This is a genomic window from Verrucomicrobium sp. BvORR106 (genome assembly GCF_000739655.1).
Lineage (GTDB): Bacteria > Verrucomicrobiota > Verrucomicrobiia > Verrucomicrobiales > Verrucomicrobiaceae > Verrucomicrobium.
In genome coordinates, this window is sequence record NZ_BATR01000061.1 from 12,677 (window position 1) to 33,876 (window position 21,200).

At 59.3% G+C, this 21,200-nt stretch carries 19 protein-coding genes, 1 tRNA gene and 1 pseudogene; 5 read left to right on the forward strand and 16 right to left on the reverse strand.

The genetic code is table 11. The features are described 5' to 3' along the window. Nucleotides 1-32: 32 nt before the first annotated feature. From BV106_RS09700 to BV106_RS09730, 7 genes are all read right to left on the reverse strand, one after another. Nucleotides 33-701, reverse strand: a complete 669-nt coding sequence (locus BV106_RS09700; RefSeq protein ID WP_038163925.1) for a type 1 glutamine amidotransferase domain-containing protein — start codon at nucleotides 699-701, stop codon at nucleotides 33-35. Between the two features lie 37 nt (nucleotides 702-738). Next, nucleotides 739-1,029 carry a putative quinol monooxygenase gene (locus tag BV106_RS09705; RefSeq protein WP_038163929.1) on the reverse strand — a complete coding sequence of 97 codons (291 nt, stop codon included), beginning with the start codon at nucleotides 1,027-1,029 and terminating at the stop codon, nucleotides 739-741. A gap of 40 nt (nucleotides 1,030-1,069) precedes the next feature. Further along, entirely contained in the window at nucleotides 1,070-1,759 is a 690-nt protein-coding gene (locus BV106_RS09710; RefSeq protein ID WP_038163932.1) for an alpha/beta hydrolase, read from the reverse strand. Between the two features lie 198 nt (nucleotides 1,760-1,957). After that, nucleotides 1,958-3,067, reverse strand: coding sequence for an NADH:flavin oxidoreductase/NADH oxidase (locus BV106_RS09715; RefSeq protein WP_038163935.1), 1,110 nt, complete (start codon nucleotides 3,065-3,067; stop codon nucleotides 1,958-1,960). 46 nt (nucleotides 3,068-3,113) lie between these two features. Then, nucleotides 3,114-4,145 carry an L-glyceraldehyde 3-phosphate reductase gene (gene mgrA / locus BV106_RS09720; protein ID WP_038163937.1) on the reverse strand — a complete coding sequence of 344 codons (1,032 nt, stop codon included), beginning with the start codon at nucleotides 4,143-4,145 and terminating at the stop codon, nucleotides 3,114-3,116. A gap of 181 nt (nucleotides 4,146-4,326) precedes the next feature. Continuing rightward, nucleotides 4,327-5,382: an NAD(P)-dependent alcohol dehydrogenase gene (locus BV106_RS09725; protein WP_038163939.1), complete on the reverse strand. Its 1,056-nt coding sequence runs from the start codon at nucleotides 5,380-5,382 to the stop codon at nucleotides 4,327-4,329. Between the two features lie 71 nt (nucleotides 5,383-5,453). After that, entirely contained in the window at nucleotides 5,454-5,654 is a 201-nt protein-coding gene (locus tag BV106_RS09730; protein WP_038163941.1) for a hypothetical protein, read from the reverse strand. A 260-nt stretch (nucleotides 5,655-5,914) separates the two neighbouring features. On the opposite strand from BV106_RS09730, the gene BV106_RS09735 reads away from it, so the two are divergent. From BV106_RS09735 to BV106_RS09745, 3 genes are all read left to right on the forward strand, one after another. After that, nucleotides 5,915-6,547, forward strand: coding sequence for a response regulator transcription factor (locus BV106_RS09735; protein WP_265595498.1), 633 nt, complete (start codon nucleotides 5,915-5,917; stop codon nucleotides 6,545-6,547). Between the two features lie 86 nt (nucleotides 6,548-6,633). Continuing rightward, the gene (locus BV106_RS09740; protein WP_038163942.1) at nucleotides 6,634-6,999 is read left to right on the forward strand and encodes a response regulator; all 366 of its coding nucleotides are present in this window, start codon (nucleotides 6,634-6,636) and stop codon (nucleotides 6,997-6,999) included. 41 nt (nucleotides 7,000-7,040) lie between these two features. Then, on the forward strand, nucleotides 7,041-8,438 hold the full coding sequence (locus BV106_RS09745) for a sigma-54 dependent transcriptional regulator (protein WP_051945537.1): 1,398 nt from the start codon (nucleotides 7,041-7,043) through the stop codon (nucleotides 8,436-8,438). 44 nt (nucleotides 8,439-8,482) lie between these two features. Here BV106_RS09745 and BV106_RS09750 read toward each other — a convergent pair whose 3' ends face one another. The 5 genes and pseudogenes from BV106_RS09750 to BV106_RS39255 all read right to left on the reverse strand — a co-directional run. Further along, nucleotides 8,483-9,538 carry a cytochrome-c peroxidase gene (locus BV106_RS09750; protein WP_038163944.1) on the reverse strand — a complete coding sequence of 352 codons (1,056 nt, stop codon included), beginning with the start codon at nucleotides 9,536-9,538 and terminating at the stop codon, nucleotides 8,483-8,485. A 129-nt stretch (nucleotides 9,539-9,667) separates the two neighbouring features. Then, nucleotides 9,668-10,465, reverse strand: a complete 798-nt coding sequence (locus BV106_RS09755; RefSeq protein ID WP_081891632.1) for a type 1 glutamine amidotransferase domain-containing protein — start codon at nucleotides 10,463-10,465, stop codon at nucleotides 9,668-9,670. Between the two features lie 318 nt (nucleotides 10,466-10,783). Beyond that, complete coding sequence (locus tag BV106_RS35345) at nucleotides 10,784-12,616, reverse strand: ATP-binding protein (RefSeq protein WP_265595499.1); 1,833 nt, start codon at nucleotides 12,614-12,616, stop codon at nucleotides 10,784-10,786. Between the two features lie 149 nt (nucleotides 12,617-12,765). Further along, a complete protein-coding gene (locus tag BV106_RS39250; RefSeq protein ID WP_343123373.1) occupies nucleotides 12,766-13,437 on the reverse strand; it encodes an antibiotic biosynthesis monooxygenase family protein in 672 nt (223 codons plus the stop codon). Beyond that, a pseudogene (locus tag BV106_RS39255) lies at nucleotides 13,420-14,126 on the reverse strand (type 1 glutamine amidotransferase domain-containing protein); the annotation flags it as partial. The pseudogene BV106_RS39255 and the gene BV106_RS39250, both read right to left, overlap by 18 nt. Before the next feature lie 180 nt (nucleotides 14,127-14,306). Here BV106_RS39255 and BV106_RS38255 point away from each other — a divergent pair. After that, complete coding sequence (locus tag BV106_RS38255; RefSeq protein WP_265595500.1) at nucleotides 14,307-14,468, forward strand: hypothetical protein; 162 nt, start codon at nucleotides 14,307-14,309, stop codon at nucleotides 14,466-14,468. A gap of 9 nt (nucleotides 14,469-14,477) precedes the next feature. Here BV106_RS38255 and BV106_RS09770 read toward each other — a convergent pair whose 3' ends face one another. From BV106_RS09770 to BV106_RS09780, 3 genes are all read right to left on the reverse strand, one after another. Further along, nucleotides 14,478-17,642 carry a multidrug efflux RND transporter permease subunit gene (locus tag BV106_RS09770; RefSeq protein ID WP_038163947.1) on the reverse strand — a complete coding sequence of 1,055 codons (3,165 nt, stop codon included), beginning with the start codon at nucleotides 17,640-17,642 and terminating at the stop codon, nucleotides 14,478-14,480. A gap of 18 nt (nucleotides 17,643-17,660) precedes the next feature. Continuing rightward, on the reverse strand, nucleotides 17,661-18,755 hold the full coding sequence (locus tag BV106_RS09775) for an efflux RND transporter periplasmic adaptor subunit (protein ID WP_051945540.1): 1,095 nt from the start codon (nucleotides 18,753-18,755) through the stop codon (nucleotides 17,661-17,663). Nucleotides 18,756-19,415: 660 nt separating this feature from the next. Beyond that, nucleotides 19,416-19,501 (reverse strand) — tRNA-Leu (locus tag BV106_RS09780). Nucleotides 19,502-19,675: 174 nt separating this feature from the next. On the opposite strand from BV106_RS09780, the gene BV106_RS09785 reads away from it, so the two are divergent. Beyond that, nucleotides 19,676-20,272 carry a hypothetical protein gene (locus tag BV106_RS09785; protein ID WP_265595501.1) on the forward strand — a complete coding sequence of 199 codons (597 nt, stop codon included), beginning with the start codon at nucleotides 19,676-19,678 and terminating at the stop codon, nucleotides 20,270-20,272. Between the two features lie 84 nt (nucleotides 20,273-20,356). Here the strand turns inward: BV106_RS09785 and BV106_RS09790 are convergent, their stop codons facing one another. After that, a complete protein-coding gene (locus BV106_RS09790; protein ID WP_038163950.1) occupies nucleotides 20,357-21,019 on the reverse strand; it encodes a glutathione S-transferase family protein in 663 nt (220 codons plus the stop codon). Between the last annotated feature and the right edge of the window lie 181 nt (nucleotides 21,020-21,200).

Below are 21,200 nucleotides of genomic sequence, written 5' to 3' on the forward strand. Positions count from 1 at the left end.
CAGAGGGCGTGGGAGATGTGAGGCGCAGCAGCTCAACTAAGCAGCTTGATCATCTTCTCCGCGACCCCCTGTGCTGATGCAGGGTTTTGTCCGGTGACGAGGAGCCCGTCAGTGATGCTGTTCGGTTGCCAGGGCGGTACGGTGTGGAAGATGGCACCCTGGCTGGTGAGCGCTGTTTCCAACTCGAAGGGCACATCGGTCTTGGCGTAGTTCTCCTCTTCCTCATTGGTGAAGGACGTGATGTTTTTGCCGTCCACGATGTAGGAGCCGTCGCTCAACCTCACGTTTAGCAGTGCCACGGGCCCGTGGCACACTGCGCCCACCACTGCCTTGCGCTCATACGTCTCACGGACGACTTGCTTGAGCAGCGGGTGTTCGGGCATGTCGACCATGGGGGCCAGTCCTCCAGGAACGAAGATGGCGTCGTAGGGGCGGACATCGACGTCCGAGAGCTTTCCGGCCTTCTGCATCCGGGCCCATCCGTCGCCGACGAGGAAAGACAGGTTCGCTGGATCATCGGCGAGATGGAGCGCATCAAGGTAGGGTGTGTCTCCCGTGAGACTGACGAAGTCCACTTGGTATTTGACCTTGTCGAACTCTGCATACGGATGCGCCACTTCGGGAAGAAAGATGCCCGTTCTCCGGTTGTGGGGACCGATGACGTTGGCGTTCGAAAGGATGATGAGAATCTTCTTGGACATAGTGAAGGTGAGTTTGGGTTGATAACGATGTGCTGGTTCAATGAAGCTTTCTGACGATGGTCACGGTGCGGGATTCCAGACGGGGGACGATCTCTCCCACCACGATCTGCTGGTAGTGGTCCGATTGCCGGTGAGCATCGGCGGCATACTGGTCGGCATAACATTCATGCAGGATGAACTCGTTGGGGTCAGTCTCTGACTGGTAGACGGAGTAAAAGAGGTTTCCCTCTTCCTTCCTGGTCTGTGCGGCCAGCTCTGGCAGCAGCTCCAGGACTCGCTGTGTTTCCGATACTTTGACCTTCCAGATGGCGATGATCTCTTTTTGCATGGTGTGCCTCCTCTCAATCACTGGGGATGCTGGCAAATCTTCACTTGGCGGTGCTCTTCACGGCATCGAGGATGACGGCGAGCACCTCCTTGGGTTTGGACAGCATCGCCACATGGCCCGCGTCAAGAACAGTGGTTTTTGATTTGGCCCGCTTCGCCATCCACTCTTCCAGCTTGGGGTTGATGGTCTTGTCTTCTGAGGCGACCACATACCAGGAGGGTTTCGTCTTCCATGCGGCCTGCTGGCTCACTCCGGCGAAGACTTTGGGCGAGGCGGGTTGCTGTACGGCGTAGATCATCTCCTGCTCGCTCTTCGACAAATCCCCGGCGAATGCCTTGGCCACTCCTTCTTTGGAAACCGTGAGGAGGCCGTTTGTTTCCTTGAGAAAATCGGAGAGCTGGGTTGCCGCGGCGTTCGCACTCAGGGTCGGCACGGTTTCGCCTTTGTCGGGAGCAAAGGCCGCGATATAGACCAGGCCTTTGACCTTGGGATGTACTCCTGATTCCGTGATGACAAATCCACCCCAGGAATGGCCCACCAGAATCACGTCGCCCTTGGCTCGCTCAAGCGCCGCGTTCGTTGCTGCCACATCTTCATCGAGGGATGTGGTAGGGTTCTGGACAGAGATGACTTCAAATCCGTCCTCGACCAGCGGAGTGATGACTTTGTTCCAGGATGTGCCGTCAGCCCAGAGGCCGTGGACGAAGACGATGGTGGGTTTTGCGTTCATGGCTTTTTCGGTTTGAGCAATAACACTTGAGAACAGGCCGCAGACGGCGGCAGCTAGGGCAATGGCGAGTTTCATATGCGGATGTCGGGTTATGGAGGGGTGGGTGTAGGGTGGAATTCAGAGACGACGATCCCCTTCGCCGCAGTCACTTCGGAATGCGGTTCGTGGATCCTGTCTGGAGATGTCTGACTGGAGCGGCTAAGGTGTGGCGGCAAACAAGTTGCCGTGTTGCCTGGGCTGGCAACGGAGGTATTGCTTGGGTGCCTTGATCTGTGCTCCGAGTGCGGCTGCCGCATGCCAGGGCCAGCGTGGGTCGTATAACATGGTGCGAGCCAGCGCGATCATATCGGCGTCACCCGTTCCGATGATGGCCTCTGCCTGCTCATATGAGGTGATCAGCCCCACAGCGACGACCGGCATCTTGACCGCTGCTTTGACAGCCCGCGCCAACGGTACTTGATAGCTGGGGCCCACCGGAATCTCCTGGGCTGGATGCAAGCCTCCGCTGGAGATGTGGATGGCGCTACAGCCGCGCTTCTCCAGTTCCCTGGCAAAGATGATGGACTGCTCCACATCCCATCCACCAGCGACCCAATCCGTCGCAGAGAGGCGCACGCTCACGGGCTTCTCTGCAGGAAACACGGCGCGCACGGCATCAAAAACCTCCAGTGGAAATCGCATGCGATTCTCGAGCGTGCCCCCGTATTCATCTTCACGCTGATTCGAAAGCGGCGAAAGGAACTGGTGCAGCAGGTACCCATGTGCCGCATGAAGCTGGATCAACTGGATGCCCAGCCGGTCGGCGCGGGTGGCGGCGGCCGCGAAGGCATCGCGGATCCGCGTCATGTCCTCGATTGTGAGCGCGGTGGGAGGATGATCGCTGCTCTCGAAGGGAATGGCGGAAGGTGCCACCGTCTGCCACCCGTGGGCGTCTCCAGGGGGAAGCTGGTCACCTCCCTTCCACGGCACATCGGTCGAAGCCTTCCGTCCGGCGTGAGCCAGCTGGATGCCGATGGGCATGTCGAAACAGTTTCGAATGCCTTCCAGAACCCGGCGCATCGCGGCTTCCGTCTCATCATTCCACAGGCCGGTGTCTGCGTAGCTGATGCGCCCTTCAGGCAGCACTGCTGTCGCCTCAATGGTGAGCAAGGCTGCGCCAGAGAGCATGAACTGGCCGAGGTGAACGAAGTGCCAGTCCGTCATGCAGCCCTCCACCGCCGAATACTGGCACATGGGTGCCACGACAATGCGGTTGGCCAGGGCGAGATTGCCAACCTGGATGGGCTTGAAGAGAGCAGGATGATTCATGAGAATGCGGCTTGATGTGGGAGGAGTACTTTTAGCTGTAAACCAATCACAGTTGGGAAGTTTCCCGCCACAGATCGATTCCCGCTTCCTTGGCGAACTGATCAATCTCCTCCAGCTCCGCGGTGCTGAATTCGAGGTTCTTCAGCGCATCGAGTGAGTCATCCAGTTGCTCGATGCTGCGAGCGCCGATGAGAGCTGAGGTCACGCGTTTGTCTCGCAACACCCAGGCGATAGCCATCTGAGCCAGAGTCTGCCCACGGCCTTTGGCAATGGCTGCCAACCCACGGACGTTGCCTAGATTCTGCTCCGACAGAAACTCCTGCAGGAAGGTGCCGCCATCAAGCACCCGGCCTGTGGGGGCAGCGCCGCTGAGATACTTGTTGGTCAGCAAGCCCTGGGCCAGTGCGGAGAAGCCGATGCAGCCCACCCCCAGATCTCCGAGGACCTCCAGAAGACCGTCTTCGATGTGACGGTTGAGCATGGAGTAGGAGGGCTGGTGGATGAGGAGGGGAACACCTTCGCTCTGCAAGAGCTCATAAGCGCGCCGGGTCCGCTCGGGGCTGTAGGACGAGATGCCCACATGCAGGGTTTTGCCTTGCTTCACGAGTTGAGCCAGGGCTGACATGGTCTCTTCCATCGGTTCCCCGGGCCAGGGACGGTGGGCATAGAAGATATCGACGTAGTCCACACCCAGTCGCCGCAGACTCTGGTCTATGGACGCGATGAGATGTTTCCTGGAGGCACCGATGCCGTAGGGGCCGGGCCACATTTCGTATCCTGCCTTGGTGGAAATCAGAAGTTCATCGCGCAGATGCCCGCGAAAGTCTTTTTTCAGGATCGCTCCGAGGTTCTCCTCAGCACTGCCGTTTGGTGGTCCGTACATGTTCGCCAGATCGAAGTGCGTCACCCCACGGTCAAACGCACGCTGGACGACAGCACGGCAAGTCTCGAAGACATTCACCCCGCCGAAATTCTGCCAGAACCCCAGTGAAATGGCAGGCAGGGACAGGCCGCTCTTTCCGCAGCGGCGGAACTTTGCACTCTCGTATCGGGTGGGATTGGGTTCGTAGGTATTCATCGGTGTGTCATGACCAAGTCAGTTTTCGTGCCATGTGATTTCGAGCTTCCTTATCCGCTGAGGAAGAGCGTCTTGCGCTCAGGTGAGCTGTGTCGGTACCTGCTGCGAAAATTCGTTGCTTGCGAGTTCTCGTGAGAAGATGACGAGACTTCACCTGAGCGTCATGGAGGGTCTCGGTCGCTCAATACTTGATCACCGCCCGTCCGACGACCTCGTTCGCTCGCAGCAGGTCGAGATACTCGTTGACCTGCTCGAATGCGATCGTCTTGATGGTGTGGCGGATCTTGTCCTGTGCGGCCAGTGCCATGACCTCGGTCAAGTCGGCATTGTTTCCCCAGAATGAGCCGTGGAAGGTCTGCTCGCGCGAGACTCGAGGAAACAGCGGGACGTCGATGCGATCTCCCACAAACCCTACATCGACATAGTGACCGGAGATGCCCAGCAAGCTGAATCCCAGCTGCATCATTTCCGGAGCGCCCACGGAGTCGATGATGGCGTCGAGATCACCCTGGCCGGTGGCCTTGCCAAGTTCCGCCGCGATCTCCTTGGGGGTCTTGTTCTTGACGCTGATGACGTGATCCGCACCATAGCCTTTGGCGATCGCGAGTTTGTCCGGATTGCGGGCGAAGGCGACGACCTGTGCTCCACCCCCCAGTAGCTTGGCATACTGCACCGCATAGACGCCAAGTCCACCCACCCCGAAAACTCCAATCACCCGGCCCGGACCCAGCGCCCCGGCATCACGGAGTTTCTTGACGCCTCGATAAGGGGTCAAACCCGCATCGGTGAGTGGCGCGAGTTCCTCGAACTTCAGACGGCGCTCCACCTTGATGGCATAGCGGGACGGGACGGGGAGGTATTCCGCGAACCCGCCGTGAAGTCCGAACCCGGGCCAACGCACGTGCGTGCAGATCTGCGTATTGCCCACCAGGCAATGGCGGCAGGTGCCATCACCCCAGCCGGGCGCGACGACCACATGGTCACCTTCCTCGAATCCCACCGATTTCGATACGGCTCCGCCGATCTTGCTGACAATGCCTGTGATCTCATGACCCGGGGTGACCGGAGGTTTGATGTCGCCGTAACCCTGGAAGAACTTGTCCACCAGGAGCACGTCGCTGCGGCACATGCCGCAGGCCTTGACGTTGACGAGGATTTCATCGCCCTGGATATCAGGAACCGGGATGTCTTCAAGGATGAGGGGTTTGCCATATTCGTGAATGCGGGCTGCTTTCATAGTGTTTTGCTTTCTACTGTGGTGGGTTATCACTGAAAGGTTGTGTGGTGAGGCGGCGGATACTGAGCCGGTCAGTCAGAGCTGCTGCGGATCACCTGGGCAGTTTGGTTTTGTGGCGGCGAACCGAGACCGAGGAGCTCGGCGAGCCGTGTTTCGTAGTTGTCGTAGATGGGCGAGGCACCATCGGGCTGCACCCAGCCCGGATTCTGGCTGCGAAGGGCCTCAAGCACTTCCTGCTGGAGCTCGGCCAAAGAGAGACGCTTGGCATTCATGGCGAAGATGGGTGGTTCGCCCCATCAGTTTCAGGTTTCGTGCCAGGTGAGATTGCCGGGAGTTTCTCACTCACTGCGAGCCTGTTGAGAAGACGATGCCCGCGAATGGAATTGCTTCGAAACTTCGCGGGCTGCGAAATGTCGATGTGGGGGATGCGTTAACTTGAACCCAGCTGAAACATCCGCCGATGTAGTGGTGACAAGCCGATTCCCGGTGTAGAGAATCCTGTTTGCCTCTGTAACTTCTGCCTGATTAAAAAGTGGCGTCGATCCGACAGCATGAAAAATCGCCCACCGTGTTTGTGGTGGATGATGACTCGTCGATGCGCGAGTCGTTGAGCGGTTTGATGCGCTCTGTCGGGCTGCGCGTGGAGACGTTTTCCACGGCCAGGGAGTTTCTCCAGCGACCTCTACCCACGGGGCCCTCCTGCCTGATCCTGGATGTGGGGTTGCCGGATCTCAGTGGCATCGAACTCCAGCGCGAACTTCTCAACGCGCAACGCGTCATCCCCATCATCTTCATCACCGGTCATGGCGACATTCCGATGACGGTGCAGGCGATGAAGGCGGGCGCGGTGGAGTTTCTGACCAAGCCGTTTCGCGAGGATGTCCTCCTGGAATCCCTCCATCAAGCACTGGCCCGCGACCAGGCAGCGCTCGCTGGTCGGGCGGATTCAGACGGGCTTCGTACCCGCTACGAGACGTTGACGCCTCGCGAACGTGACGTGATGACACTGGTGGTGCGGGGGCTGCTGAACAAGCAGGTGGCGGCAGAGCTGGGCACCCACGTCATCACTGTGAAGACTCATCGCGGCCGGGTCATGCGCAAGATGAAGGCGGAATCTCTCGCGGATCTGGTGCGGATGGCGGAGAAGCTCCAGCTCGGAGCGTGAACGTCGAGCCTCTGATCCAGGGTGTGAGACCTTGGTATAATAGATTTTGAGCGAAAGAAGACGCACTCTGGTGGAACGCCCATCCGATGACCAAAGTGCCCCTCATTTCCGTAGTAGACGACGACGAATCGCTCCGCGAATCGCTCAAGGGTCTGCTAAGATCGCTCGGCTACGGGCATGCCGTTTTCTCATCGGCCGAGAGTTTTCTGGAATCAGAGGCGCTGTTCACGGCGGACTGCCTGATTCTTGATGTCTGCATGCCGGGGATGAGCGGGCCTGACCTCCAGAGAGAGCTCATCCGGCGGGGGCTGAAGATTCCCATCATCTTCGTCACCGCGCATGGAGATGAGAATGCTGCACGCATGAAGGCTGCCGGTGCCGTGGACTGCCTGCTCAAGCCCTTCAGAGAGGAAGCTTTGCTGCATGCGATTGATCGAGCCCTTTCCGACTAACCGAATGACTCCGAGAAAAACAACCTGCCCACAATTGTGTCATGAAGCTTGTCGATGCTCTCGTCTGTGTAATTGATGATGATGCCTCCATCCGGGAAGCCGTTTGCGGATTGCTGCGGTCAGAGGGATTGCGCGTGGAGACCTACAGTTCCGCGGACGATTTCCTGACGCGGGACCGTGCCGAGCCACCTGGCTGCCTTGTCCTTGATGTGGAGTTGCCCGGACTAAGCGGCCTGCAGTTGCAGCGTGAACTCTTCCGTCAGGAGCCGCACATCCCCATTGTGTTTTTGACCGGACATGGGGATATCTCCATGTCGGTGCGCGCGATCAAGGCGGGTGCCTTCGAGTTCCTCACCAAGCCTTTCGATCCTGAGGAACTGCTCGATGCGGTGCAAGAGAGCCTGCTGACGCGCGAGTACCGAGGCCCTCGGACGAAGGACCAAGAATCGTCGCTATCTGGTGAGATTGTCGGACTCGGCCATGCTTACCGCGCGTTGATCAAACAGATCGCCGTGGTGGCGCCGACTGATTCCACCGTCCTGATCCAGGGAGAAACGGGCACAGGCAAAGAACTGGTAGCACGTGAAATTCACAAGCTGAGCCGCCGGAAGGAGAAGCCTCTGGTCCGTGTGAATTGTGCCTCCATCCCGAAAGAGCTGTATGAGAGTGAGTTCTTTGGGCATGTGCGTGGAGCCTTCACGGGAGCCGTCAAGGATCGCATGGGGCGCTTTGAAGCGGCTCACGGTGGCACGCTCTTCCTCGATGAGATCGGGGAAATTCCCATTGAACTTCAAAGCAAGCTCTTGCGTGCGCTCCAGGAGAAACAATTCGAGCGGGTCGGTGATGAACGAACGAGGCGCGTGGATGTGCGGGTCGTGGCCGCGACGAACCGTGATCTCAAGGCCGAGGTGGCTGCAGGGAGATTTCGCGAGGATCTCTACTATCGGCTGAATGTCTTTCCTTTGCGCGTCTGTCCGCTTCGTGATCGTCGGGAGGATATCCCGCAGCTTGCCCGATACTTCGTGGAACTGATCGCCAAGGAGATGAAATGCACCAAGCCACGTCTGACCGAGGCAGGGGTGATCCGGTTGCAGGAGTATGACTGGCCGGGCAACATCCGCGAACTGCGCAATGTCATCGAGCGTGCCACCATCCTGGCACGTGGCAAGGTGCTCGAATTCGATCTTCCGACTGCGGCGGCTCCCGCGAGCGTGGCACCGGTGCTCCCGGCCTATCGACTCGGCAGCCAGGCAAACGCAGAACCCGAGTTCATGACCGAACCGGAAATTCAGCGTCGCGAGCGGGAGAACCTGCGCATTGTTCTGAACAAAACCGGCTGGAAAGTGGGTGGCCCCAGTGGTGACGCGGAGTTGCTGGGCATCAAGCCCACCACGTTGATCTCGCGGATCAAGAAGATGGGCTTGAGTCGCGAGACGTGAGCCGGGAGGACTGCTAATCACGTAGCGGTTGCGCGCGCAGCGCCTCACGGTTGGGGCCGTGGCGTGGTGGCGGTCTCCACGGGAAGTTGAGGTATCTGCACGGCAGGCTGTTTTCCTGTGAGCGTCTGCAGGAATTCAGTGATTTCATCGATCTCCATCTCTGTCAGCGTTGCGCCGAGCTGGCTGGAGCCCATGATGGCCACTGCCTCCTTCAGATCCCACACCTGTCCCGAATGGAAATAGGGGGCCGTGAGAGCAATGTTGCGCAGAGGCGCTGCGCGAAACACGTAGTTGTCGGTTTCGGTCTTGGTCACGGCAAAGCGACCCCGATCACCGGGTGGCCGCACCTTTGCATCCGGTGCGGCCACGACACCAAACGGGAAATAGGATTGCCCGCCGAGATTCACTCCGCTATGGCAGGCCACGCAGCCTTTGCTCATGAAGTGTTGCAGACCACGCAGTTCCTTGGTCGAAAGCGCCTTGGAGTCCCCTTTGAGCAGTTGGTCGAATCGAGAATCGGGCGTGATCAGCGTGGCTTCGAATGCCTCGATGGCCTTGGCCACATTCGCAAAGGTCACGGGCTCGGCGTCATCCGCGAATGCCTCCTCAAAACGTCGCACGTACTCCGGCAGACTCTTGATCACGGCGACGACGGCGGCGGGATCGCTCGCCATCTCGACACTTGCCTGCAAAGGGCCGGGCGCTTGCGTCTTCAAGTCTTCGGCACGTCCATCCCAAAACTGCGCCACATTGAACACGGCATTGAGCACGGTGGGTGAATTGCGCGGCCCTCTCTGCCAATCATGGCCAATGGAGGTGACGAGGTTGTCATCCCCGCCCATGCCGAGGTTGTGGCAGGTGTAGCAGCTGATGACGCCGCTCTTGGAAAGTCGCGGATCGAAGAAGAGCATGTGGCCCAGTTCACTGCGGCCAGGAGTCACGGTATTGCCCTTCAGTTCGGGAATGCCGTAGGGCACAGGTCTGAACATTGCCTGGGCCTGGGTGATGAGCATCGGTTCTGTCGGCTCTGCCAGCAATCTCCCGACAGCAAGGGCAATGGCGACGATGGGCAGAAAGATGCCTGCAGAGGGGGTAGCCATGCAATCGCGCAAGGTGTTCCTCCTGGCAGCGGATGGGGATGTCGTGGAGAGCTTCGGATTGGGCTTCATCTCGGCGCGGCAATTGAGGGCCCGGGACATGTGTCCCGGGTCCTGAGTTCGAGGTTTGTTTTACTTGGCGATCAGCCAGTCCTTCAGCGCGACTGAGAAGTCAGCCACATCGATGGGATGTCGGCTGGTGATGAGATTGCCATCGACCACCACCGGTTGCTCCAGCACCTGCCCGCCGGCGTTGGTGAGGTCACTCTGGATGTTCCAGTAGCCGGTGAGTTTTCTGCCCTTGAGGATGTCCGCAGATGCCAGCACGACTGGTGCATGGCAGATGGCGGCGATGAGCTTCCCGGATTTGTTGAACTCCTGGACGAAGCGGATCACATCCTTGTCGTAGCGCAGGTTGTCAGGATTCCATGCGCCACCAGGGATGAAGATGGCATCGTACTCGGCAACCTTGATCTGATCGGCAGTGCGGTCGACCTTGATCCAGCCCACCGGGTTGAGGTACTGAATCGCCATGATGTGATCCTTCGCCATATCCGGCGTGCTGAGGCCATATCTCGCGGGTGCTGGATTGAACTTTGGCGCCACGATATCCACTTTGGCTCCCAGCGCCTTCAGGTACCACACAGGTCCGGTGAGCTCGATCTCTTCGAAGCCGTCGGCGGCCAGCACCGCGATGCGTTTCCCTTTGAGCACCTCCTTGTCCTTGATCGGGGTGAAGAAGAAAGCCTTCAGCGCTTCATTGCCCGGCGCATTGAGCAACTGAGAGACGGGCATCGTGGACACGGCCGTCTTGGTCGCGAGTTGATTCATAACATCCAGCTCATAGGAGCTGTTCCCCTGGGCTGGGGCGTCGAATGCGGTGAGTGCACTGAGCGCGCCCGCGATGAGGATGGTGTTCAAGGTTTTCATGGATTCTGTCGGTCTGTGTTTAGCGGTTATGGCGAAGCGCGGGCCCACCGCTGGAATGGCGGCAGCCTCACGCGTGGTTTTTAAGGACGCATGTCCCGCCACACTCTTAAGCAAGGCAGATGCCACTTATGTTATTTGGCATAACCACCTGTCCGACAACGCTTTGGGAAATGCCGGACCCCCTGCGGTCAGCTTCGATATTTTGGAGCCCAACGAAAGTTCGTTGCCTCGATGCAGCGATTCGTGCCCGGTAGACGAAAACTGTAGCAGGGAGTGCTTCTTAACCTTGGCCTCAACCTCTGCTTGCTACCTGTCGTGCTACTCGATCGGCAAGGTGAAGAGAAATGTCGCGCCATGGCCCTCATTGGACTTGGCGGTGAGGCGTCCTCCATGGGACACGACAATCGACTGGCAGATGGTGAGGCCCATGCCCAGTCCATCTGCTTTCGTGGTAAAGAAGCGGTCAAAGAGGCGCTCGACCGTGGACGGGCTTAATCCTATTCCGGTATCCTGCACCTGCACCGAGACAGCTTCCGCCTCGCGTCCGGTATGGATTCGCAACACCCGGGGTCGGTCCGCGATGCCATTCATGGCATCGAGACCATTCCGCACCAGGTTCATGATGACCTGCTGGATCTGGACGCGGTCTATCGCCACTTCAGGAAGGTCCTCGCTGAGGTCGCATTCCAATTTTACGCTCCGTTTCCGGATGTCGGTGGTGAGCAGCGGCAGGATCTCTTCGATGACCGCATTGATGCTCGACGACTCACGAATGGGCTTGTCTTTTGCGAGCAGGGCGCGGATGCGCATGATGATCTGCCCGGCGCGATCACCATCGCTGATGATCCGCTGGACCGCGGCCCGCGCCTCTTCAATGTCGCAGCGCTCTGGGCTCAGCCAGCGCAGACAGGTGCTGGCGTTGGTGGTCATGGCGGAGAGGGGCTGGCTGATCTCGTGAGCAATGGATGCGGTGAACTCCCCGAGCGTGGTGGCGCGAGCCATGCGATTCATCTCCACCTCTGCTTTGCGCAGCGCCGCCTCCTTCATCTTGTTGAGTTCTTCACGCAGCCGCTGATGCGCAATGTATCGGCTCAACCCAAAAGCCAGGGCACTGATGCCGAACACTGCCAGGGTCCACACCTGAGGCTGCTTCCACCAGGGAGCGAGCACGGTGATGGAAAGGGTGGTCTCCGCGCCATTCGGCAGGCCCTGGAGATCCACCGGCTGGACGCGCAGTTTATAGGTCCCCGGTGCGGGGTGGTTGTAGTCCTGAACCGAAAGGGTTCCTCCGCCCACGCTATGAGCCTGGCTCCATTCGATTTCCAATTGGTCGTTCCCGGCCACGGCGGGGGCATTTTCCTTGACCGAGCGCCATTCCGCATGAGCGCCCACGTCGTCATCGATAAGTGCAAAGCATTGCTCCCCTTGTCCGCCCGGTGAAGCTGGCGCGAGGGTGAGGAGCCGGGCCATTTTCGGATGGATTCCATCGGCGACGAACCCATTGGGCGCAGGCAGTACGGGTGAGAAGCGGGTATCGTTCCCCACCGGAGCGCGCAGGATGACCTCTGGAGGGCCACCTTCACGGGTGCGTGTGATTTTGAGATCCTTCACCAGCAATGTGCCCAGAGTATCCGGCGGGCCCCCACCTGAGGTAATGATGAGCCAGAGATTCTGGCTGCCCGGGGGAACGGTCACCGTCGCCTTCCGGGTGGTGAACACGGGTTTCTCCAAGCTGCCATTCCAGTCCGGTGTTTCCCCAATGACACTCTCTATTTCCTGCTCCACTGGTTCTCGCTTTTCATTGAAGAACCGGAGGCGGATGCCCATCTGGCAGGTGTTTTCACGCCACTGTGTATCAATCCCTTCCAGCAGGTACTTCCGCCGCCGCGGCTGATCCGGCTTCATGTAAACGGCGAACCGTCGAATCGCAGGTGGCAGTGAAAGGGACGGCATCCCGAGTGTCGGAAAGATCTCTCCATCAATGGCGACTTCGATGATTTCCGCCCCTGGCTGGGCAGGCAATGAAAGGGGAATCGACTGGGCCTGTACGTCCTGGGCCAACACCAACCCCACCGTGGCAGTCACGCAGCAAAGCGGCCGTGCAAGCGGGTGATGCCAACGGTCAATATTGGGACGGAATACTCTGGACATGGACGCATGAATTATCCTCAACAGCAGACTCAAAGCAACCATCCAACGTATAGGTGTGGCAAAACCTTGGCAGCAGGTCCAATGGACCTGCCGCCTCGCTGTGCTGTGCCGGGGGAGAGAGGCGTTCCGATCCCCAAAGGTTCCTCGGTTCACTCGCGCGCAGGCGATGCAAACTCGACAAGGAGATGCAGACCTGCCTGAAAGGGTTGTTTCTGGATGCTCGTCTGCAGGTATGCCAGCACTGGCTTGATGGGTGGGAATTCCAGGTGGCGTTGGAAGGCGTCCTTGCTCCGGAACTTCTCGAAGGTGACAAACTTCGTGTCTTCACCTTCCACCCGGGACAGCTGGTAAGTGACCACGCCAGGCTGGCTGCGGAATGGCGGCATGGCCACGTGATAGGTATCCATGAAGGCCTGCTGCGTTCCCGGTTGCGAGTCAACGAAGAGCATCACGGTGAGCGGTTGATCCTCCACGCGTGGTGCCCGGCGCCACTGCTCCTTCGAGAGCGGTTCCAGATCCTTTACATAGTAGATCTCCGCTTTGGCATCCAGCGCTGCGGTCTTTAACACATCGATGGCTTTTGCGTGCTCACTGAGGTCGAATTGCCGGAGCTCATTCCTGTCTGTCCATCTTTCGATCAGCCAGAACACGGAGATCTTATCCTGCTCTGAGAAAGCTTCTGCCTGGATGTTGCCCTCCTCGTTTCTGGCTTGCGTCACATAGTCCGTCAGCACTTTGCGGAAGTCATCACGTGATGCCGGTTTCACAGAATATCGGGTGAGCCTACCCACCACGGTGAGATGCTTTACCTGCTCAAGCACCGCTTTTCCCACAGCCGTTGCCGACTGCGGGTTCTGTCCGGTTACGACTCGCTGGTCGGCGACGGCATGAGGAAGAAACGGACCGGACTTCTCGAAGATGGCGCCACGTTCTTGCAGCTTCGACTCCAGCAGAAAAGGAACCACCTTGTCCAGCTTCACAGCCACCTCTTCTTCATTGGTGAAGGCATTGATCTTCTTGCCCTTCACGAGGTATTCGCCGTTGGAGAGTTTGAGGTTGACCAGTCCCGCCGGACCATGGCACACCGCGCTCACGATGCCATTGTTCTCGTAAATGGTGGTCGCAAGCTTCGCCAAGGTGACATCGTCTGGGAAGTCCCACATCGTGCCATGCCCGCCGGCGAAATGAATGGCGACATACTCCCTGGGGTCAATCTCCGACGGCTTCTTGGTGTGCTCGATCTTGTCCCGATACACTTTATCCCCCAGAATTTTCGGTTGATCGGGTCCGCAAGGTCGAAGCCATCCACGGGAGCTTTCCCGCCCTTGGGACTTACGAAGTCGATTTCATAGCCGGCACTCACCAGCACCTCCCAAGGGTGTGTGACTTCCGACAGGTAGAAGCCCGTGGGCTCTCCCGTGTCGCCCTTCTTGTCATGACTGGTGACTGCAAACAGCACCTTTCCCTTCCGCGACTCCGATGGTTGTGCCTGCGTGGATGCAAGATTCATGATGATCATAAGGCTTGTGATCGTGATCACCATCCAGCGTCTGGATCCCAGTGTCAGCGTGCTTGAGTTTCTCTCTGTGGATGTGTTCATGCGTGTTGTTGTGATCAGGTTTGGTGGAGGGGTGCTGGGGGCGTCGTGTGAGGCACCACCCGTTTCGTCGGTGAGAGATACTCAGATTCCATGCCATTCACTTCCCACTCGCGTTGGACGCTCAGGTTGAGGGATTTCGTCGCCATCGACTCGCTGCTGCGGCCGACGCAGAATCTCGCAGACTACGAAAAATTGTTGCTCGCTGACGAGGGCTCGCTGTTTCAATGCCTCTCCGTCATCGATCATCTGTAGCAGCAGGCATTACCTCTCTGCCACCGCTCCAACCCCCACCTCTGCGTCGGAGAGTCGTGTCGTCGATATCCCAGCCACCTTTTCCGCAAGCCGCTGCACCACGACATACAGCCACGGGATGAAGAACACGCCGACCACGGTAGCCAGGGTCATGCCAAAACACACTGCCGTGCCCAGGCTCTGGCGACTGGCTGCGCCAGCACCGGAGGAGATCACCAAGGGCACCACTCCGAGGATGAACGCCAGTGATGTCATCACGATGGGACGCAAACGCAGTTTCGCCCCTTCCAGCGCGGCCTCTTCAATGGTCATGCCCTGCTCACGTCGCACTTTGGCGAATTCAACGATGAGGATGGCGTTCTTTGCCGCGAGCCCAATGAGCATGACCAGACCGATCTGCACATAGACATCATTCGTAAGTCCGCGCAGCCACGCGCCGAGGAACGCTCCGAATACGCCAACAGGCAGGCCGAACAACACGGCAAACGGCACCGCCCAGCTCTCATACTGCGCGGCCAGCACGAGGAACACGAACAGCAACGCCAGCGCAAGGATCGTCGTCTGTTGCCCTGCGGCTTGCTGCTCCTGGAGGGCTGTCCCGGTCCACTCGTAGCCGTAGCCTTCAGGCAATTGTTTCCTCGCCAGTTCCTCCATGGTGGCGATCACCTGACCGGAGCTGTATCCCGGCGCGGCAGAGGCCGTGATCTCTGCCGCGCGGTAGACATTGTAGTGGGGCAAGAGGTCCGCACCGGTCACGGGCTCCACCCTGGCGAAGGTGCTAAAGGGGACCATGCTCCCATCCATGCTGCGCACATAGATTTCATCGATATCCCCCGGACTCATCCGGTAGCCAGGCTCCGCCTGCACCTTCACCTGGAAGGTGCGGCCGAAGGCGGTAAGGTCATTCACATACAATCCGCCCAGATAGGACTGCAGCGCGCCAAAGACTGTATCCAGGGGAATGCCCAGTGTCTTGATCTTGTCGCGGTCCAGCTCGACGGAGAGTTGCGGCACCCGCGTGCTGTAGAAGGTGTAGGCCCTGGCGATGCCTCGTTGATTCGAGACCGCCCCCAGAAATTGATCCGCGACCTGCTGCAACTCCTCGGCGGTTCCTCCACTGCGATCTTGCAGCTCAAACTGCACCCCGCCCGCATTTCCCAAGCCCTGGATGGGCGGAGGAGCGGTGGGAATGATGATCGCCTCGGGGATCTTGCTCAGTTTCGCAAACAATGACGGCACGATGTGCGCCATCTGCTCCTCAGGCTTCAGACGCTCGGACCAATCCTTCAGGGCGACAATGCAGGCACCGGAGTTCGAGCTGCGAGCGCCGCTCAGCAAGTTGACGCCGCCAATGGTGATCACCTCGCTTACGCCAGGGGTGTCTCTCAGGACAGCCTCCACCTGATGCAGCACGCGATCTGTGCGCTCCTGGGAGGCACCGTCTGGCAGGGCGGTGATCACGAAGAGATAGCCCATGTCCTCATCCGGCAGAAACGAAGTTGGGAGGCGCTGGAGAAGTCCCACCGCTCCTGCGTAGATGGCGGCCAGGAGCACTGCTGAGATGAGGCCGAAGCGAATCAGTCTCCGGCACACGCTGACATACGTGCCTGTCACCCGGTCAAAGAACCGGTTAAAGGCCGCAAGCGCTCTCCCCACCGGACCGCGGCTGGGACTGCGATGGCGCAGCAACATCACACAGAGGGCGGGGGTCAAGGTCAGGGCCACCAGCGCGGAGATCAAGACTGCGATGGAAAGAGTGACCGCGAACTGCTGATACAATCTGCCCGTGATGCCGCCCATGAAGGACACCGGGATGAATACCGAGCACAGCACCAGGGCAATGGCGACCACGGGGCCGGACACTTCAGTCATGGCGCGCTGGGTGGCGAGCAGCGGGCTCAGCCCTTGCCCAAGATGATGTTCCACCGCCTCCACCACCACAATGGCGTCATCCACCACCAGGCCAATGGCCAGCACCAGTGCAAAGAGGGTCAGTGTATTGATTGAAAATCCGAGCGGACCCAAGATGGCGAAGGTGCCGATCAGGGACACCGGTACTGCCAGCATGGGGATGAACGTCGCACGCCAGTTCCCCAGAAAAAGGAACACCACGATGACGACCAGCGCAAAAGCCTCAGCGAGCGTGTGAATCACCTCCTCAATGGAGGCCGTGACAAAGCGGGTGGTGTCAAAGCTCACTGCCACTTTCATGCCTGGCGGCAGTGCCTTCGCGAGCTCGTCCATGCGGGCCTTTGTGGCATTCGCCGTATCCAGGGCATTGGCCGTGGGCAACTGAAAGATGCCAAGCAACGCCGCAGGCGATCCATTGACGCGGCCAAAGCTGATGTAGTCCTTTCCACCGAGCTCCGTTCTCGCCACATCCCGAATGCGCACGACGGTTCCGTCTGGCAACGTCAGGATCACGATGTTGCCAAACTCCTCCGGACTGACGAGGCGTCCCTTCACGTTGACGGAGAATTGGAACTCCACGCCTTTCTCCGCAGGGGGCGACCCGATTTGCCCGGCCGCCGCCTGTACATTCTGCTCCTGAAGGGCGCGGGACACGTCATTCGCAGTGAGCCCCAGTTTTGCCAGCTTGTCCGGCTGCAACCACACACGCATGGAGTAGTCTTTCTGTGTGAAGATCTGTACCGCGCCCACGCCCGGTACGCGGGCCAGTTCGGATTGCAGATTCAGAAAGGAATAGTTGTTGAGGAAGAGATCATCATAGACGCCGTCAGGCGAGCTGAGAGAGAAGACGAGGAGGATGTCCGGCGACTGCTTGGTAACGGTGATGCCGTTCTTGGTCACGTCCGTCGGCAGCTTCGGCTGGGCACGCGCGACGCGATTCTGCACGTCCACCGCAGCATCATCGATGTTCTTGCCCACCTTGAAGGTGACCTTGATGCTGCATTGTCCATCGCTGGTGCTGCTGCTGGACATGTAGATCATGTCCTCTGCACCATTGATCTCCTGTTCCAGTGGGGTGGTCACCGTTTCCTCTACCACCTTGGAACTTGCGCCGGGATAGATCGCCGTCACCTGGATGGTCGGCGGGGTCATGTCCGGATAACGGGCAATAGGCAGCGAACGCATTCCCAGATACCCCACGAGCACGATGAGGATCGAGAGTACCATCGCAAACACACGGCGCTGGATGAAGAAATGGGCCATGATTCGGTGGGATAGAGGCTAGTTCACCTTGGGGAGGTCTGACTGGGCGGCAGCAGGAGGTGGCTCTGTCCGATCCTCTGCGAGGGACGGTGGGCTCTGGGGCACGGGACTCACCCGCATACCGGGCCTCGCCTTCTGCACTCCCTCCACAATGACCTGCTCGCCCTCCACGAGCCCCTTCGTCACCACGACGAAGCTCTCAAACGGCTCAGCCGTCTCAATGGCGCGCTGCTCCACCTGGTTCTCCTGTCCCACCACATAGACGAACCGCACGCTCTGTGTGGTCACCACCGCCCGCTGTGATACGAGAATGGCGCCGGAGCGCTCCTCCGGCCGGGCGCGTACGCGAGCGAACTGTCCCGGTCGCAGCAGCCCTTGTTCATTGGGAAATGCCACGACCACCTTGAGCGTGCCGGCGCGTGCATCGAGTGTGCGATCCGCGAAGTCGAATTTCCCATCCTGCGCATACACGGATGCATCCCCCAGGATCAGCCAGAACGGCATGGCCACGCTGTAGCGCTCCTGCGCATCCTTGTCCCCCAGGAAACGTCTTTGGTACCGGAGGAACCATCCTTCTGGCACATGAAACACAGCCCTCATGGGATCCACCGTGGAAACGGTCGCCAGCAGAGTGGCGCTGCCCATGTTCCCCACGTAGTTGCCCACATCCACCTGGCGCTCACCGATGATGCCATCAAATGGCGCGTGCATTTCCGTGTATCCTAGATCCAGGGTCGCCTTCTTGAGAGCGGCCTTTGCCCCCATCACATCCGCTTCTGCCACCTGGGCGACGGCGAGCGCGTCATCCAGATCCTGCTGCGAGATGGCGCTCTGCTTCACCAGCGGGCGGAGACGTTCCACATCCGCCTCGGCCCGTGCGAGCGTGACCTCAGCCCTCCTCACTTGGGCGCGAGTCTGCTCCACGATCGCCTGGTAAGGCTGCGGATCGATCTGGAAGAGCAGGTCGCCCTCCTTCACGCGTCCTCCTTCCTTGAAGGGAGCTTGGGTGAGAAACCCCTGCACTCGCGCACGGATCTCCACCGTGGAGAATGCCTCCGTCTGCGCCACATGCTCCACGTAGATGGGCACATTCTTCTTCTGCACGGTGGTCACGAGGACTGTCGGCGGAGGCGGATCAGCATGGCCCTCGTCCCGCCTGCCCCTGCAACTCGCGAGAGCCAGCGCGACGAGGCCTGCGATTAGATGAAGGAGTAAAGTGGTTGTAAAGGTCCTCTCGATCCTGATCCTCATGCCCCCCTTTCACTCACCTTCTGTGCCAGGGGACATGTGCTTCCATTTCTCTCTCAGCGCCTGCATCTTAGGTCCCACCCCCAAGCGCCGTGGCAGCATGCGAAACATCGTGTGCGACGAACTCTCGATGCCGTCACAACGACAATTCGAGCGCCACCTCGGCACAACTCATCTGGACTTGCGCCTGCGCAGCGGCTTTTCAGATCGGGTGCGGAGTGGGAACCGCCGATTCCGCATCACCTGTAATTTCCTGTTACCCTTCGTCACTTGGCCGCGTCCAGCTAGCCTGAGCCATCCTTTCAGCTTGCCTGTTCTCATTTGGCTCCACTACCTCTCGCCGCCTTGATTCCCACAATCATAGGCTATTGGGAATGATCTCCTCTACTCTTGCCACTGTAAGCTTGCGCGTCTGTGTCACCTGCGTCAGGCTGATGTGTTTTGGCAAAGGAACAATCAGTCTGTCCGAGGCTCCGGCCAAGGATGGGCGACTCGCTAGCGTTGCGTAGCCTATTCATTATGAGATGCCGACAGCGGGACTCGAACCCGCACGGTGGTCACCCACCAACAGATTTTAAGTCTGGTGCGTCTACCGATTTCGCCATGTCGGCCGGTTGATCGGGGAAGGCGGAAGTGTCCTTGAGAATCGACGGCAGGCAAGTCGGAATCTGGTGATTCTCGCCGTTGTGTTTGAAGGCGCTGGGGCAGGGGGGCTGTTGGCGGAGAGAGGTCTTCCATTGAACATTCTGAGGTCTCGGCGCACTCAAGAGAAAACTTGTCCCCCCATGTCCCTGTTTCGCTGCGTCCTGTCGGTGCTGTTTGTTGGCTGTCTTGGTACTTGCTTCTCGCCCTCGATGGCGTCCGCCCAAGGAGAGCCGTTTGCCACGTTTGACCGGGTGAAGGCGCGTCTGGCCAAGGGGGATGTGGAGGCGCTGACGGAGGTCAAAGCGCTGCCGGGCGACACGGCGATCTCGGGTCTGGTGAGGTTCTTTCGGGAGAACCATGAGGTGCCCCAGCCCACGGCGAAGCAGAAGGAAATTGCCACGAGGGCGGCCGTGTTGCTCACTGAAGCGCCGACGGCGGAGGAATACATCAAGAGGCTCTACAAGAAGGTCGAGGACCGACCGAACTCACCGCAACTGGTGCGGCAGCGGACCACGGTGCTGCAATGCCTCGTGATCGCCCGTAACCGGTTTGCCGTGGGACAACTCGTGGAACTGCTGGAGGAGTCCAACCTGGAGGTGCCAGTCAGTCAGTTCGTTGCAGCGCTTGGCCAGATGAATCTGCCCGGAGCCCCGTTTGGAAACACAAACGCCAACCCGGCGACAGTGGCGTCATGGGAGACGTGGTGGAAGGCGAATCAGGGCAACGTGCCCAAGTAGGGCGGCGCAGGTTCGTGGTGGGCGAGAGGGGCACGCGCGCGTCTCTCGCGACCCTTCAGGCCCGGATGGTCGTTCAATCTGAACTCAGAACTTGAACCCGCTCATGCGGGCGCGCCACGCACCCAGCGCGGTGAGTTCTGTGGGGAGGGAGTTCCAGCCCTTCCAGGTGTAGTTGCCGATTATCCCGTAGAGCAAGAAGTCGGCGTACACTGGCTGATCGCCAATAAGGAAGGGCCTTTCCTGCACCATGGCATCGAACCGCGCGAAGTGTGTGGCGGCACCGGCCCGGAGCTGGTCGATCTGTTGGCGCCACTGGTCCACGCACCCTTTCCCAAACTTCCGCTCCTTGTGGCGGATCAACATGGTGCGGGCGACCAAGTCTGTGATGGAGGGGACATAGAAGACATCGGTGGCGCGGAAGGTGGCCCCTTCCACTTCGTTGTCGAGATAGTCCACGAGGATGTCCTGGAGCCCGGCGTATTTGGCAGGGAAGAGTCTGCCACCGGCAAACGTGGCGTCGAGATACCGGGCAACGTCCTGCGTGTCCGCACCGGTTTCATAAACCACGCGATCTCCGTGCTTCAACGCAGGCATCTGGTAGTAGGCCCCCTGGGTGAGCTCAATCACCTTGGAGCGATCCCAGTTGGGAACGTCGATGACCTCATACGTCACGCCCGCGGCATCGAGGATGCGCTTAACAGGAATGCAGTAGGGGCTGTGGGAGAGGTCGTAGAGAGCGAGAGACATGGCGGGCGGGTGAAAATTAGGAATTGGGAATGCGGAGTGGTGGAGTGGTGGAGTGGTGGAGTGGTGGCGCAATTTCAGAATGAGGGATCGAGAATACAGAATCGTGCGGCACAGAATCATACGCTCTACGCATGCACACAAAAAAGGGACGCGTCTGGAAGAGCGTCCCTTAGAAGGAAGA